The following is a 13,092-nucleotide window of genomic DNA, read 5'->3' as shown; positions in this document are numbered from 1 at the left end:
GCCGCCCGTGCGCGGATTCATGCTGCCTTGGGAGAGCCGGCCCGGTTGGCGATCGTGGACACACTGATCGCCGGGGACGCGGCGCCCGGAGAGTTGAGCGCTGTGCTGGAGTTGCCGACCAACCTGCTCGCGCACCATCTGAAGGTGCTGGAGGACGCGGGGCTGGTGGTGCGGTCTCGGTCCGAGGGGGATCGGCGGCGCACGTATGTGCGGCTGGTGACCGAGGCGTTGGAATCGGCGGTGACGCCTTCGCTGGCGGCGGCGCCGCGGGTGGTGTTCGTGTGTACGCGGAACTCGGCTCGTTCCCAGTTGGCCGCTTCGATCTGGGCCCGGCGGAGTCACATCCCGGCGCTGTCGGCCGGTACGGAGCCGGCCGAGCGGCCGCATCCGCGGGCTGTCCGGATTGCTCGAAAGCATGGGCTGGATCCGGACTCCTGGCGCACCGCTCGGGTCGGCGACGTGGTCGAGGCCGACGATCTGGTGATCGCGGTGTGCGACATCGCGTACGAGCGTCTTCCGGCCGATGTTCGGCCGCGGCTGCACTGGTCGGTCGCTGATCCCGCGGCCGTCGACACCGACGCGGCGTTCGAGGCCGCCTTCGCCGAGCTCACTGGCCGCATCGACCGGCTCGCTCCCGTTCTCACAGACCAGGATCGCCAGTGAGTGGCCTCGCCGCGCCCCTCTGGCGCCGAGCGTTCGCCGAAGGCCTCGGCACCGGCCTGCTCGTCACCGTCGTCGTCGGCTCGGGAATCGCAGCCTCCGCCCTGTCCCCCAACGACATCGGCTTGCAGTTGCTGGAGAACGCCTTCGCGACCGCGCTCGGCCTCGCCGTACTGATCCTCATGCTCGGACCGGTGTCCGGAGCGCACTTCAACCCCGTCGTCTCGGTCGTCGACTGGTGGCTCGGACGTCGTACCGGCACTGGCCTGTCGCCGCGTGACCTGGCCGCGTACCTCCCCGCACAGGTCGCCGGCGCGATCGCCGGAGCCGTGCTCGCCAACCTCATGTACGCCGAAGCCGCCGTCTCCTGGTCGACCAAGGACCGCAGCTCCGGGCCCCTCTGGCTCGGCGAGGTGGTCGCGACCGCCGGACTCGTCGTACTGATCTTCGCCCTGGCCTGGTCGGGCCGCGCCGCCGTCACACCCGTTGCCGTGGGCGCCTATATCGGCTCGGCGTACTGGTTCACCTCGTCGACCTCGTTCGCCAACCCCGCCGTCAGCATCGGCCGCGCCTTCAGCGACACCTTCGCCGGGATCGCTCCCGGTTCCGTGCCCGGCTTCGTCGTCGCGCAGTTCGCCGGTGCCGCGGCCGGGGTCGGGCTGCTCGCCGTCCTCTATCCCCGCGCCGGGCAGGCCGCCGGCGACGTCGTCACCCCGTCAACCGACACCACCGCAGGAGCCTCCTCGTGAGCAAGCCCGTCGTCCTGTTCGTCTGCGTCCACAACGCCGGTCGCTCCCAGATGGCCGCGGGATGGCTCCGCCACCTCGCCGGCGACACCGTCGAGGTCCGGTCGGCCGGATCTGAGCCCCGCGACCAGATCAACCCGACCGCCGTCGAGGCCATGCGGGAAGTCGGCATCGACATCACCGGCAACACCCCGCAGCTGCTCGAGTACGACACCGCCCGGACCAGCGACGTCATCGTCACGATGGGCTGCGGCGACGCCTGCCCGATCTTCCCCGGCAAGCGCTACGAGGACTGGGAGCTGACCGACCCGGCCGGCCAGCCGATCGAGGTCGTCCGCCAGGTCCGCGACGACATCCGAGTCCGGATCGAGAAGCTGCTCGCCGACCTCCGCACCACCTGACCGCCAACCCCGTTGTCGCAGGTCGGGAGCGCTGCTCGCACTGGTCCGGTTGCTGGCCCGGCGGGCGGCTTAGGGTGGCGGGCGTGGAGTACTTCGTCTACGGACGCGACCGGTCGGACTCGTTCGGGTTGAAGCAGCGGCTGACCGAGGAGCACTGGGCCTTCATGGACGGGTACGCCGAGCAGTTGATCGCGCGCGGGCCGACGATGAACGACGACGACAGCGCGACGACCGGCAGCCTGCACATCGTCGACCTGCCCGGCCTCGCGGCGGCCGAGACCTTCGCGTACGACGAGCCGTACTACCAGGCCGGCGTGTTCGAGTCCGTCCTGCTGCACCGCTTCCGGAACCTGCTCGGCCGCACGATGTGGGACTTCACCGGCCCGTACGACGGCACCGACCGCTTCCTGCTGATCGGCCTCGGCGAGCCCACGCCTGAGCCGGCGTCGCCGGAGCACCTGATCGTGTACGGCGAACTGCTCGACGACGAGACCCCGATCGGCTGGGTCGCCGCCGTCGACGCGCCCGATCGCGAGACGGCCGCGAGGCTGACCGGCGCCAGCAGCACCACGGAGATCCGCCCCTGGCGCTTCGGCGGCCGGCGCTGACCCGATCCCCCGGCGACCGGCGCTGACCGGCCTACTGCGAGCACCCCGTCGCCGGCGCTGACCCGCCGTACAGCGACCCCCGTCGCCGGCTAGTCGTCGTCCTCCGCGCGGAACGAGTCCAGCGCCCGCTCGCGCAGCATGTCGAGCTGGATGGTCAGCACCCCGATGACCTCCTCGACGTTCATCCCCTCGGTCTCCCGGAAGGCCCAGCTCGGGTGGCCCTCGTCGTCCAGGCACTTGACCAGGACGATGCCCTCCAAGGCGGTCCAGGCCGGCAGCAGCGGCGGGACCCGGAAGCTGTCGCCCAGGACCTGCCCGATCGGTTCTCCGTAGTCGCTCGGCATGGCGGCATGGTGCCAGGTCAGCACCGAGCCGTCGCCGCCAGGAGGCCCGAAGCCCCGCGGGCCGTAGACCCGAAGCTGCGGCTGAGGAGCCCGAACGCCCTGCGAACGAAGGTTTTTCCGGCGGAAAGCGGTTGTCGGCGGAAGTTTGTGATCGGGCTCACGTACTACGGGTTCTCAACACGCCGTGGGGTCGCGTACGGTTAGTACCACTTGCACACTGGTATACGCCCACTGCAGTTACTGGTATGCGACAGATCACACGACGAACAGGGGAATGAGCCGCCGATGACGACCACCGCCAGCCCTGCCCGGACCGAGGAAGCGCTCAGCGTCGAGAGCTCCGCCGCCGCGAAGACGTTCGACCTGACCGACGCCCCGACTGAGCACGAAGGCTTGCGGGCCTGGGTCGCCGAGGTCGCCGCCCTGACCCAGCCGGACCGGATCCACTGGGTCGACGGCAGCGACGCGGAGTACACGAAGCTCACCGACGAGCTGATCGCGGCCGGCACGCTGGTCCGGCTCAACGACGAGAAGAAGCCGAACTCCTTCTGGGCCCGCACCGACCCCTCGGACGTCGCCCGGGTCGAGCAGCGCACGTTCATCTGTTCGGTCGACGAGGCCGACGCCGGTCCGACCAACAACTGGATGGACCCGGCCGAGATGAAGGCCCTGATGACCGAGCTGTACCGGGGCAGCATGAAGGGCCGGACGATGTACGTCGTCCCGTTCTGCATGGGACCGCTGACGGCCGACAAGCCGATGTTCGGCGTCGAGATCACCGACTCGGCCTACGTCGTCGCGTCGATGCGGATCATGGCCCGCACCGGTGCCGAGGTGCTCGCCAAGATGGGCGCCGACGCGCCGTACGTGCCGTGCCTGCACTCGGTCGGCGCACCGCTCGAGCCGGGCCAGAAGGACGTCAGCTGGCCGTGCAACGAGGAGAAGTACATCGTCCAGTTCCCCGAGGAGCGGACGATCTGGTCCTACGGCTCCGGGTACGGCGGCAACTCGCTGCTCGGCAAGAAGTGCTACTCGCTGCGGATCGCGAGCGCGATGGCCCGCGACGAGGGCTGGCTGGCCGAGCACATGCTGATCCTGAAGCTGATCTCGCCGGACAAGAAGGTGCACTACGTCGCGGCGGCCTTCCCGAGCGCCTGCGGCAAGACCAACCTGGCGATGCTCGACCCGACGCTGGACGGCTGGGAGGTCGAGACGCTCGGCGACGACATCGCCTGGATGCGCTTCGGCGAGGACGGCCGCCTGTACGCCGTGAACCCGGAGTTCGGCCTGTTCGGCGTCGCTCCCGGCACCGGCTGGAAGACCAACCCGAACGCGATGCGCACGATCGAGAAGGGCAACTCGGTCTTCACCAACGTCGCGCTGACCGACGACGGCGACGTGTGGTGGGAGGGCTACTCCGAGACCCCGCCGGACCACCTGACCGACTGGAAGGGCCGCGACTGGACGCCGGGCAACGGCGAGCTGTCCAGCCACCCGAACAGCCGGTTCTGCACGCCGATCAAGCAGTGCCCGATCATCGCCGACGAGTACGACGACCCGAACGGCGTGCCGATCTCGGCGATCATCTTCGGCGGCCGCCGGGCCACCACGGTGCCGCTGGTCACCGAGGCGCGCAACTGGCAGCACGGCGTGTTCATGGGCGCCACGCTGTCGTCGGAGACCACCGCGGCCGCGGTCGGCGAGGTCGGCGTCGTCCGGCGTGACCCGATGGCGATGCTGCCGTTCCTCGGCTACGACGCCGGCCAGTACCTGAACCACTGGCTGACCGTCGGCAAGGAGCACGACGCCGCCAAGCTGCCGAAGATCTTCTACGTGAACTGGTTCCGCAAGGACGAGGCGGGCAAGTTCGTCTGGCCGGGCTTCTCGGAGAACAGCCGGGTGCTGAAGTGGATCATCGACCGGATCGAGGGCCGGGCCGCGGCCGACGAGACCCCGATCGGCGCGGTGCCGACCGCCGACGCGCTCGACGTGAACGGGCTGGACCTGACGCCGGAGGCGCTGCGGGTCGCGCTCGTCGTCGACGCCGAGGAGTGGAAGGCCGAGCTGCCGCTGATCGAGGAGTGGTTCGCCAAGCTCGGCGACACCGTGCCGGCCGAGCTGCGGCTCGAGCTGGACGGTCTGCGCAGCCGGCTCGGCGCCTGAACCACCTGAACGCCGGCGGCTGACCGGAAGCCAGTACGCCGGACCGCGCGAAGCGCCTCGCCCCCAGTCGGGGCGAGGCGCTTCGCTGTGTGTCAGAGCCTTGGTGGCGCGATGCGGTCCAGCGGGAGTCGTGCGGTGAGCTCCTGGCCGTTCGGGCCGGCGTACTGGACGAGGCCGATCCAGCCGTCTCCGCAGTGCAGCCGGCTGATCAGCCAGGCCGCCCGCCAGGCGCCGTCGGCCCAGCAGGCGACGTGCGCCGGGAGCGACAGCTGGAGGAACAAACGGAGATCGTAGAACTGCGGTCGGATCAGTGAATCCGTCACCGCCACCACACCCTTTCGTGAGGTCCGAGGCTGCTCCTGCGCCCGCTCCTCACCGCGGCCTCACCCGCCGGGCAATCCCCCAGTTACCCACGGCGAACACTCGCCACACCTCGCAACGCCGACTGTCACGAATCCGACGTACGACCGCCGGAATTGGCCGGAAACCGCCACCGGCGAGCCGGTCGTTCCCGGCGGTGACTCGCCTATGTTGGGCGGATGAAAATCGGAGTGATGCTCCCGGTCGGCGGGAACGACGGGCCGGACGGACAGATGCCCCGGTGGGCCGACACCCGCGGCATCGCGCTCGCGGCGGAGCAGAGCGGACTGGACTCGGTCTGGCTGGCCGACCACTTCTTCTACCGCGACCCGGCCGGTACGACGTACGGGATGCAGGAGGCCTGGACGCTGCTCAGCGCCGTCGGGGCGATCACGAGCCGGGTCGAGCTGGGCACGATGGTGCTCTGCGCGTCGTTCCGGGATCCGGGGCTGGTCGCGCAGATGGCCACGACACTGGACGAGGTCTCCGGCGGACGCGTGATTCTCGGCGTCGGCGCGGGCTGGCACGACCCGGAGTACGAGGCGTTCGGACTGCCGACCGACCACCGGGTCGGGCGGTTCTCCGAATGGCTCGAGATCCTCGCGCGGCTGCTCCGAGGCGAGACGGTCACCAGCAAGGGCACGTACTACCAGGTCGACCAGGCGACGCTCGTGCCGATGCCGGAGCGGCGGATCCCGATCCTGGTCGCGGCGCGGCGGCCCCGAATGCTCGACCTGACCGCGCAGTGGGCCGACCAGTGGAACACCGCCTGGTTCGGGGCGGTCGGCGACGACGTCCGCGCCCGGTTGGCCGAGTTGGACGAGGCGCTGGTCCGCAACGACCGGCCGTCCGGTGAGGTGAGCCGGACGGTCGGCATCACCGTGCGGGACCCGGAGCAGAAGCCGGACGGCGAGGGCAACGCCCTGGCCGGCCCGGTCGAGGAGCTCGCCACCGCGTTCACGGCGTACGCCGATCTCGGCGTCGAGCACCTGGTCGTCGGCCTCGAGCCGGTCACCGCTCGCTCGGTCGAGCGCGTCGCCGAGGCCAAGACGCTCGCCTTCGAGTGAAACGACAAGAGCCGCCAGCTGATCGCTGGCGGCTCTTTCGTACTGCGGAGGCGGCGGGATTTGAACCCGCGAGAGGGGATTACCCTCAACCCGCTTAGCAGGCGGGCGCCATCGACCGGACTAGGCGACGCCTCCTCCGACGGTCCCTCGCGGGACACGACGACGGCCAAGACTATCCGGCCGGACGCCGTCGGAGCAAAGCGGGCGCCGGACGGCGCGTGGCCGCCTCGACCGGACGGCTTGGGAGTGTCGTCCCGGCCCCCTGTAATCTGGCCGAATCGACGGGGGTCGCCTGTCAAGTCAACCGAGGAGGCCGTGACGGCGTCTGTACTACCGGGAAGCTGAACCCATCGGGTCGTCAGCCAGCCCTCAGGACCGCCTGGGCGGGGTCCGCATCGCCGCCACGTCGTCGATACCAGGGAACGGAGCCATGTCGCGGAGCACTCGCGCCACCGGTCGCAGGTCTGCGCCCAAGGGCAACCGGTCGCGTCACCGGGCATACCGGACGCGGACGGTCTCGAAGGCCATCGGTCTCACGCTGATCAGCGCCCTGGTTCCCGGGTCCGGCTTCGTCATGGGCGGCCGGACCAAGCTCGGCGCGTTCGTGATGACGCTGAGCGTCGGGCTGCTCGCCCTGGCGGCGTACATCGGGCTGACCAAGCGGGACGCCGTGCTCACGCTGGCCGTCGACCCCAGTCAGCTGCTGATCGCGACCGCCGCGGTGGTCGTGCTCGGCCTGCTCTGGATCTGGATCGTGGTCGCCTCCCACAAGCTGCTGCGTCCGGTCAGCCTGACCGCGGTCGGCCGGCTCGCGGGCTCGGCGTTCGTCGGTCTGCTCTGCTTCGGCATCGCGGTTCCCACCACGGTCGCCGCGCAAACGGTGATGGCCCAGCGGGATCTGGTCGGCAGCGTGTTCGCCTCCGAGGGCAACTCCAAGAGCGCCACCCGGCCGGACGTCGAGAACAAGAAGGATCCCTGGGAGAACACCCCCCGGCTGAACCTGCTGCTGCTCGGCGCGGACGACGGCGCCGGCCGTGAGGGCACCCGGACCGACACCGTGATGGTGGCCAGCATCGACACCAAGACCGGCGACACCAAGCTGATCTCGCTCAGCCGGAACTGGATGCGGATGCCGTTCCCGGAGGACTCGCCGCTGCACAAGTTCTACCCCGACGGCTTCTACGACCCCAGCCTCGGCAACGTCGAGCAGCCCGAGTACTACCTGGACGCGATGTACCGCAACCTCCCGGCCGCCCACCCCGGCGTACTCGGCCCGTCCGACAACGAGGGCGCCGACGTGCTCAAGGTGTCGGCCGGCGCGGCGCTGGGCCTGGACATCGACTACTACATGCAGGTCAACCTCAAGGGCTTCGAGTCGATCGTCGACGCGCTCGGCGGGATCACCGTGAACATCAACTACCGGGTCCCGATCGGCGGCGACTACAAGGGTCCGGGCTCGGCCGACGACGTGCTGCCGAAGGACTACCTGGAGCCCGGCCCGGACCAGAAGCTGAACGGGCACGACGCGCTCTGGTTCGCCCGCGGCCGGTACGGCCTGGACGACGCGTCCCGGCAGGAGCGCCAGCGCTGCACGATCCACGCGATCGTCAACAGCGCCAACCCGCGCACGCTGGTGACGAAGTACCAGCAGATCGCCTCGGCCAGCAAGAAGCTGCTGCAGACCGACATCCCGCAGGAGATCCTGCCGGCCTTCGTCGAGCTCGCGATGAAGGTGAAGGGCGCCAAGGTCACCAACATCGACCTGGACAAGAAGAAGAACTTCCCGACCGGCAAGAACCCCGACTACGAGGCGATGGCCCAGATCGTGCAGAACGCGATCTCGGCCAAGAAGCCGGTCGCCTCGACCACCGGGACGCCGACCAAGAAGCCCTCGACCGGCAAGCCGGTCACGCCGGCGAAGCCGCCGGCCGGTGGCACCGAGGACCTCAGCGACGCCTGCGCGTACCACCCGGCCAACCCCTGAGCCGCCGGGACCGACCGGGTCGGCGCGGGCGGGGCGACCCGCGGCGCCGGGTCCGGCGTACCGGGTGAGATCCTGGGCCGATGCGTACGACGTACCGGATGCGGGCAGGGCGGTTCCTCGGAGTCCTGGCCGCCGGGTTGATCCTGCTCGGCGTGGCCGCGATCGCCTGGGCGATCAGCCTGCCCGATGCGGTGGTGGCCGTGTTCCTCGCGCTCGGCGGTCTGGTCGCGCTGGCCGGGCTGTGGATCCTGCTCCGGCCGCCGGTGCTGCTGAGGCTCGGGGAGGACCAGATCGAGGTCCGCGGCGTGAAGACCGACTGGACCGACATCACCGAGGTCGGCCGGGTCGAGACCACACACGGCGAGGCCGTCGTACTGCGGACCAAGCACAAGGACGGCTCGATCCTGATTCCGGTGCGCTGGCTGGCGCCGGACCGCGACCAGCAACTCGCGACGGAGCTGCGCGAGCGGCTGAACAAGGCCCACGGCTACACCATCTGGGACGGCACTGCCGGTCCGGACGCCGATCGCGCAGAATGATCCAGGTTTGTTCGAACCTGTCCGGACCTGGATCTGAGCAAGGGAGCCGCGCGTGCTGTCGTTCGAGATGTCTGCCGAGGAACTGAGCGTCTACCAGGGCACCAACCCGCGACCGGACGACTTCGACGAGTTCTGGGACAAGGCGCTGGCCGAGCTGGCCGGGGTCGAGGCCGAGGAGTCGTTCGTCGACGCGACCGACTTCCCGCTGACCACGGCGACAGCCCAGCACCTGTACTTCAACGGCACCGGCGGCTACCGGGTGCACGCCAAGGTGATCCGGCCGCAGGAGCCGACCGGGCCCGCCGTCCTGATGTTCCACGGGTACGGCGGCGAGCAGCCGCGCTGGGTCGACCTGCTGCCGTACGCGGCGCGCGGGTTCACCGTGGCGGCGCTGGACGTGCGCGAGCAGGTCGGCTTCCGCACCGAGTCGCAGGAGCCGAACAGCTTCAGCCTGCACAACCACCTGGTGCACGGACTCGACGGTGGCCCGGACAGCCTGCTCTACAAGCACGTCTTCCTCGACACCCGGCGGCTGGCCGACATCATCCGCGGCCTGCCCGAGGTCGACGCGGACCGCGTCGCCGCGACCGGCTGGAGCCAGGGCGGCGGCCTCACGCTGGTCTGCGCCGCGCTCACCCCGGAGATCAAGTACGCCGCGAGCGTGTACCCGTTCCTGACCGACTACCAGCGGGCCTGGGAGCTCAACCTGGATCGCGGTCCGTACAACGAGATCACCACCTGGTTCAAGAAGCGGGACCCGCGGCACCTGCGCGAGCAGGAGGTGTTCACCACGCTGGGCTACATCGACGTCCAGCACCTGGCGCCGCGGATCCAGGCCGAGGTCACCTTGTTCACCGGCCTCGAGGACGAGGTCTGCCCGCCATCCACGCAGTACGCGATCTACAACCAGCTCGGCGCCGCCAAGGAGATCCGCACCTACCCGGACCTGGGCCACGACGACCTGCCCGGCGCCCACGACGAGATCTTCCAGCTGATCGGTGCGAAGCTCTGACCAGCCTGACAGTCCTCGGCACCGCCGCGCCGTACCCGTTGCCGGATCGCCCGTGTTCGGGCTACCTGCTGCAGGGCGGCGGCGCCAAGGTCTGGATGGACGCGGGCCCTGGCTCGTTGGCGGAGCTGCTCCGGCACACCTCGCTGGCGGAGCTCGACGCGATCTGGGTGTCCCACCTGCATCTGGACCATGTCGGCGATCTGCTCAACGCGTACTACGCGTTGGCGTACGGGCTGCTGCCACCGCTGGCGCGGCCGCTTCCGGTGTACGCGCCGGCAGCGCTGGGGAAGCGCCTGGCCGGTTTCTTCGAGCAGGAGGACGCCGGCTTCGTCAGCGACGTACTGGAGTTGCGCAAGCTGCAGGATGGGCTGACGGTCCAGCTGGCTGGGCTGGAGCTGGTCAGCCGGGCTGTGGAGCACGGGTGTGACGCCTACGGGCTACGAGCAACCGTCGACGGCAGGAGCTTGGCGTACTCCGGTGACTGCGCGCCCTGCCCGGCGCTGGACGAGTTGGCTGCGGGTGTGGAGCTGCTGCTGTGCGAGGCGGACTCCGGTGAGGAGAGCCCGGTGCACCACACGCCCGAGCAGGTCGGGGCGCTCGCCCGGCGTACCGGTGTGGGGCGACTGGTCGTGACCCACGTCGGCCCGTCGCTGTCGCCCGAAGCCGCTACCGCCCGGGCCGCCGAGGTGTTCGGCGGCCCGACGGTAGCTGCGCAAGTCGGTCAACTCCTCAGCCCCTGGTAGGCCCGCGGTACCCGCCACCACCTGACTGATTGGTGAGTACTGCGCGTCCGCCGTTGGCGTTGGTCAGTTCGCTTCCTTGCCCGCCCAGTAGTGCCAGGTGGGAGATGCGACTGGGGAGCGGGTCAGACCGTCCGGCCAGGTGGCCGGCAGGTCGTGACTCCGGGCCGCGTACAGAATCACCTCCGAGGCGAAACGGTCACCGCGAACGGCGACCCGGGCGGCCGTTTCCGCCCGCATGTCAGCCAGATAGTGGATGGCCGGCAGGAACTCCGCGCTGAGCCGCGGACTGAGCCGGCCCACCGGTTCGTCGTCCAGTCGGATCTCGACCACCATCCGGTGCCGTTCGTTGATGCCGTCGTCCTCCTCGACCGCGTGCATGGTCGCGTAGGCCCAGCACTCGCCTTCCGGCCGGAAGAACGGCGCCAGCACGTCCGGGTGCACCTCGCCGCCCGGGACCACGATGCCGCTGCCGGGCGGCAGCACGTGGTAGCTCCCGGGTGGTGGCAGGTTGATCGGGACCAGCATGTGGGGCTGGCCCAGTGCGACCGCCACGCTGGCGTGGAATTCGGTGCCCTGGTTGCCCCGGCCTTCCCAGTCGGCCGGCTCCCATTCACTGACCCACAAGTGGCACGGCACCTGCGGTTGCAGGCCTTGCGCCACCAGTTCCGACAGCACCGGGTGGTACCGGTGCGCGTCGTCCCTCGGCAGGTAGCCGACCACCTTGCCCTGCACCCGAACGGCGATCGAGCGCGGGTCGAAGCGGTTGTGCGGTTCCGGGACGAGGTCCGCGGTGGTGTCCAGGTCTGCTCCTCGCGCTGGGATCGGGTCGGGAAACAGGCAACGAATCGCCTGCTCGTGCGGGGCTTCCCGCACCACTTCCTGACCGCACCACAGGGCGTCTCCCCACAGACTGAACGGAATCAGTTCCATCAGTTGCCCTCCAGTCCCCGTTGACCGGTGACTCGGCTCATCCCGTCCAGGTCGCCCTGGCCGTTACACCGAGTGAGCGTATGAGAACTAGACTGCCCAGCCGAAGCCCTTTTCACGCATGGAAAATGGACCCGTTGCCCAACGGTGTCCGCGCGTCCGTACTGTGGACTCAGCGTGTCTTGTGCTGCGGGAAAACCGGTGAATCACGTGCAGATGCACGGGAAGGAACGTCATGCAGGGCAGTGAAACAGTCGCTCGAACGACGGTCGGCGCGGCAGCGGTGGAGCAGGCCGTCGACCGGCTCGACGGGGTCGCGGTCCGGACTCCCCTGCAACGCAATCCGCGACTCTCCGCACGCACCGGCGCCGACGTCTGGCTGAAACGCGAGGACCTGCAGATCGGCCGCTCGTACAAGCTGCGCGGTGCCTACAACCTGATCGCCCAGCTCGGTGACGTGGAGAAGAAGGCCGGCGTCGTCTGCGCGTCCGCCGGTAACCACGGCCAAGGCCTCGCGTACTCGTGCCACACGCTCGGCGTGCACGGACGCGTCTACGTTCCGCGCACCACCCCACGCCAGAAGCGCGACCGGATCGCGGCCCTCGGCGGTACGCAGGTCGAAGTGATCATCACCGGCGACTCGTACGACGACGCGGCCGCCGCCGCGCTGGCCGAGGCCGCCGCGACCGGCGCGACGTTGGTCCCGGCGTTCGACGACCCGCGGACCGTCGCCGGCCAGGGCACGCTGGCTGTCGAGCTCGTCGAGCAGCTCGGTCATGCGCCCGACGTACTGGTGGTTCCGGTCGGTGGCGGTGGCCTGATCGCCGGCGTCGCGACGTACTTGGCGGAGCGGCATCCCGGCGTACGGATCGTCGGTGTGGAGCCGGCCGGTGCGGCGAGCATGGCCGCGGCGTTGGCGGCCGGCGAGCCGGTGACCTTGCCGCAGTTGGACAGCTTCGTCGACGGCGCCGCCGTACGCCGAGTTGGTGCGGTGACGCTGCCGCTGGTGGCCGCGGCCGGTGTCGAGATGACGTCGGTGCCGGAGGGTCTGGTCTGCTCGGAGATGCTCGAGCTCTACCAGATCGACGGCCTGATCGCGGAGCCCGCCGGCGCGCTGGCGGCTGCTGCCCTGGGCAACGGCGTGGAGGTGAAGCCGGGCGAGACGGTCGTGTGCCTGTTGTCCGGTGGCAACAACGACGTCAGCCGGTACGGCGAGATCCTCGAGCGCTCGCTCGTGCACGAAGGACTCAAGCACTACTTCCTGGTGACGTTCCCGCAGGAGCCCGGTGCGCTGCGGCAGTTCCTCGACCAGGTGCTCGGACCGGACGACGACATCACGCTGTTCGAGTACGTGAAGCGCAACAACCGCGAGACCGGCGTCGCGCTGGTCGGCATCGAGATCGGACGGCCCGGTGACCTGGCCGGGTTGCTGGAGCGGATGGACGCGGCGCCGCTGACGATCGAGCGGATCGATCCGGGGTCGTCGGAGTTCCGGTACCTGATCTGACGGTTTGTCGGCCGGGGCGCAAGATGAGAAA

General features: G+C 69.9%; 14 protein-coding genes and 1 tRNA gene. 11 read left to right on the top strand and 4 right to left on the bottom strand.

Annotated features, from left to right (window positions below):
- Positions 1-54 precede the first annotated feature (54 nt).
- The 4 genes from ACQPXM_RS01480 (at position 55) to ACQPXM_RS01465 (ending at position 2,415) form a co-directional block, all read left to right on the top strand.
- Complete coding sequence (locus ACQPXM_RS01480; RefSeq protein WP_432943926.1) at positions 55-663, top strand: ArsR family transcriptional regulator; 609 nt, start codon at positions 55-57, stop codon at positions 661-663.
- Complete coding sequence (locus tag ACQPXM_RS01475; protein WP_432943924.1) at positions 660-1,409, top strand: aquaporin; 750 nt, start codon at positions 660-662, stop codon at positions 1,407-1,409. The genes ACQPXM_RS01480 and ACQPXM_RS01475 overlap by 4 nt, the downstream gene beginning before the upstream one ends.
- Positions 1,406-1,807 (top strand): arsenate reductase ArsC, encoded by a 402-nt coding sequence (locus ACQPXM_RS01470; RefSeq protein WP_432943922.1) that lies wholly within the window; start codon positions 1,406-1,408, stop codon positions 1,805-1,807. Before ACQPXM_RS01475 ends, ACQPXM_RS01470 begins: the two co-directional genes overlap by 4 nt.
- An 83-nt stretch (positions 1,808-1,890) precedes the next feature.
- On the top strand, positions 1,891-2,415 hold the full coding sequence (locus ACQPXM_RS01465) for a YciI family protein (RefSeq protein WP_432943920.1): 525 nt from the start codon (positions 1,891-1,893) through the stop codon (positions 2,413-2,415).
- Positions 2,416-2,504: 89 nt separating this feature from the next.
- Here the strand turns inward: ACQPXM_RS01465 and ACQPXM_RS01460 are convergent, their stop codons facing one another.
- Positions 2,505-2,759 carry a hypothetical protein gene (locus ACQPXM_RS01460; RefSeq protein ID WP_077018085.1) on the bottom strand — a complete coding sequence of 85 codons (255 nt, stop codon included), beginning with the start codon at positions 2,757-2,759 and terminating at the stop codon, positions 2,505-2,507.
- Between the two features lie 285 nt (positions 2,760-3,044).
- Here ACQPXM_RS01460 and ACQPXM_RS01455 point away from each other — a divergent pair, with 285 nt between their 5' ends.
- Positions 3,045-4,922: a phosphoenolpyruvate carboxykinase (GTP) gene (locus tag ACQPXM_RS01455; protein ID WP_432943918.1), complete on the top strand. Its 1,878-nt coding sequence runs from the start codon at positions 3,045-3,047 to the stop codon at positions 4,920-4,922.
- 92 nt (positions 4,923-5,014) lie between these two features.
- Here ACQPXM_RS01455 and ACQPXM_RS01450 read toward each other — a convergent pair whose 3' ends face one another.
- Positions 5,015-5,245 (bottom strand): hypothetical protein, encoded by a 231-nt coding sequence (locus ACQPXM_RS01450; protein WP_432943916.1) that lies wholly within the window; start codon positions 5,243-5,245, stop codon positions 5,015-5,017.
- A gap of 216 nt (positions 5,246-5,461) precedes the next feature.
- Between ACQPXM_RS01450 and ACQPXM_RS01445 the strand changes: the two genes are divergently transcribed.
- Positions 5,462-6,349, top strand: coding sequence for an LLM class flavin-dependent oxidoreductase (locus tag ACQPXM_RS01445; RefSeq protein WP_432943914.1), 888 nt, complete (start codon positions 5,462-5,464; stop codon positions 6,347-6,349).
- 45 nt (positions 6,350-6,394) lie between these two features.
- Here the strand turns inward: ACQPXM_RS01445 and ACQPXM_RS01440 are convergent.
- Positions 6,395-6,484: transfer RNA gene (locus ACQPXM_RS01440), tRNA-Ser, on the bottom strand.
- 295 nt (positions 6,485-6,779) lie between these two features.
- Between ACQPXM_RS01440 and ACQPXM_RS01435 the strand changes: the two genes are divergently transcribed.
- The 4 genes from ACQPXM_RS01435 (at position 6,780) to ACQPXM_RS01420 (ending at position 10,627) form a co-directional block, all read left to right on the top strand.
- Complete coding sequence (locus tag ACQPXM_RS01435; protein ID WP_432943912.1) at positions 6,780-8,333, top strand: LCP family protein; 1,554 nt, start codon at positions 6,780-6,782, stop codon at positions 8,331-8,333.
- Between the two features lie 80 nt (positions 8,334-8,413).
- Complete coding sequence (locus tag ACQPXM_RS01430) at positions 8,414-8,872, top strand: hypothetical protein (protein ID WP_432943910.1); 459 nt, start codon at positions 8,414-8,416, stop codon at positions 8,870-8,872.
- A gap of 52 nt (positions 8,873-8,924) precedes the next feature.
- Positions 8,925-9,884, top strand: coding sequence for an acetylxylan esterase (locus tag ACQPXM_RS01425; RefSeq protein WP_432943908.1), 960 nt, complete (start codon positions 8,925-8,927; stop codon positions 9,882-9,884).
- A gap of 95 nt (positions 9,885-9,979) precedes the next feature.
- A complete protein-coding gene (locus tag ACQPXM_RS01420) occupies positions 9,980-10,627 on the top strand; it encodes an MBL fold metallo-hydrolase (RefSeq protein ID WP_432943906.1) in 648 nt (215 codons plus the stop codon).
- 63 nt (positions 10,628-10,690) lie between these two features.
- Here ACQPXM_RS01420 and ACQPXM_RS01415 read toward each other — a convergent pair whose 3' ends face one another.
- Positions 10,691-11,557 (bottom strand): HIRAN domain-containing protein, encoded by an 867-nt coding sequence (locus ACQPXM_RS01415; protein ID WP_432943904.1) that lies wholly within the window; start codon positions 11,555-11,557, stop codon positions 10,691-10,693.
- Between the two features lie 232 nt (positions 11,558-11,789).
- On the opposite strand from ACQPXM_RS01415, the gene ilvA reads away from it, so the two are divergent.
- Entirely contained in the window at positions 11,790-13,061 is a 1,272-nt protein-coding gene (gene ilvA, locus ACQPXM_RS01410) for a threonine ammonia-lyase IlvA (RefSeq protein ID WP_432943902.1), read from the top strand.
- Positions 13,062-13,092: the final 31 nt, after the last annotated feature.

It is taken from the genome of Kribbella sp. CA-253562 (assembly GCF_050942265.1).
Lineage (GTDB): Bacteria > Actinomycetota > Actinomycetes > Propionibacteriales > Kribbellaceae > Kribbella.
The sequence above is the reverse complement of the archived record's forward strand: the minus strand, read 5'-3'. Positions and strand labels throughout refer to the sequence as shown.

Excerpts from the sequence above, each read along its gene's own strand:
- ACQPXM_RS01460 (WP_077018085.1), bottom strand. The coding sequence starts at position 2,759 with ATGCCGAGCGACTACGGAGAACCGATCGGGCAGGTCCTGGGCGACAGC.
- ACQPXM_RS01455 (WP_432943918.1), top strand. The coding sequence starts at position 3,045 with ATGACGACCACCGCCAGCCCTGCCCGGACCGAGGAAGCGCTCAGCGTC.
- ACQPXM_RS01445 (WP_432943914.1), top strand. The coding sequence starts at position 5,462 with ATGAAAATCGGAGTGATGCTCCCGGTCGGCGGGAACGACGGGCCGGAC.
- ACQPXM_RS01435 (WP_432943912.1), top strand. The coding sequence starts at position 6,780 with ATGTCGCGGAGCACTCGCGCCACCGGTCGCAGGTCTGCGCCCAAGGGC.
- ACQPXM_RS01430 (WP_432943910.1), top strand. The coding sequence starts at position 8,414 with ATGCGTACGACGTACCGGATGCGGGCAGGGCGGTTCCTCGGAGTCCTG.
- ACQPXM_RS01420 (WP_432943906.1), top strand. The coding sequence starts at position 9,980 with ATGGACGCGGGCCCTGGCTCGTTGGCGGAGCTGCTCCGGCACACCTCG.
- ACQPXM_RS01415 (WP_432943904.1), bottom strand. The coding sequence starts at position 11,557 with ATGGAACTGATTCCGTTCAGTCTGTGGGGAGACGCCCTGTGGTGCGGT.
- ilvA (WP_432943902.1), top strand. The coding sequence starts at position 11,790 with ATGCAGGGCAGTGAAACAGTCGCTCGAACGACGGTCGGCGCGGCAGCG.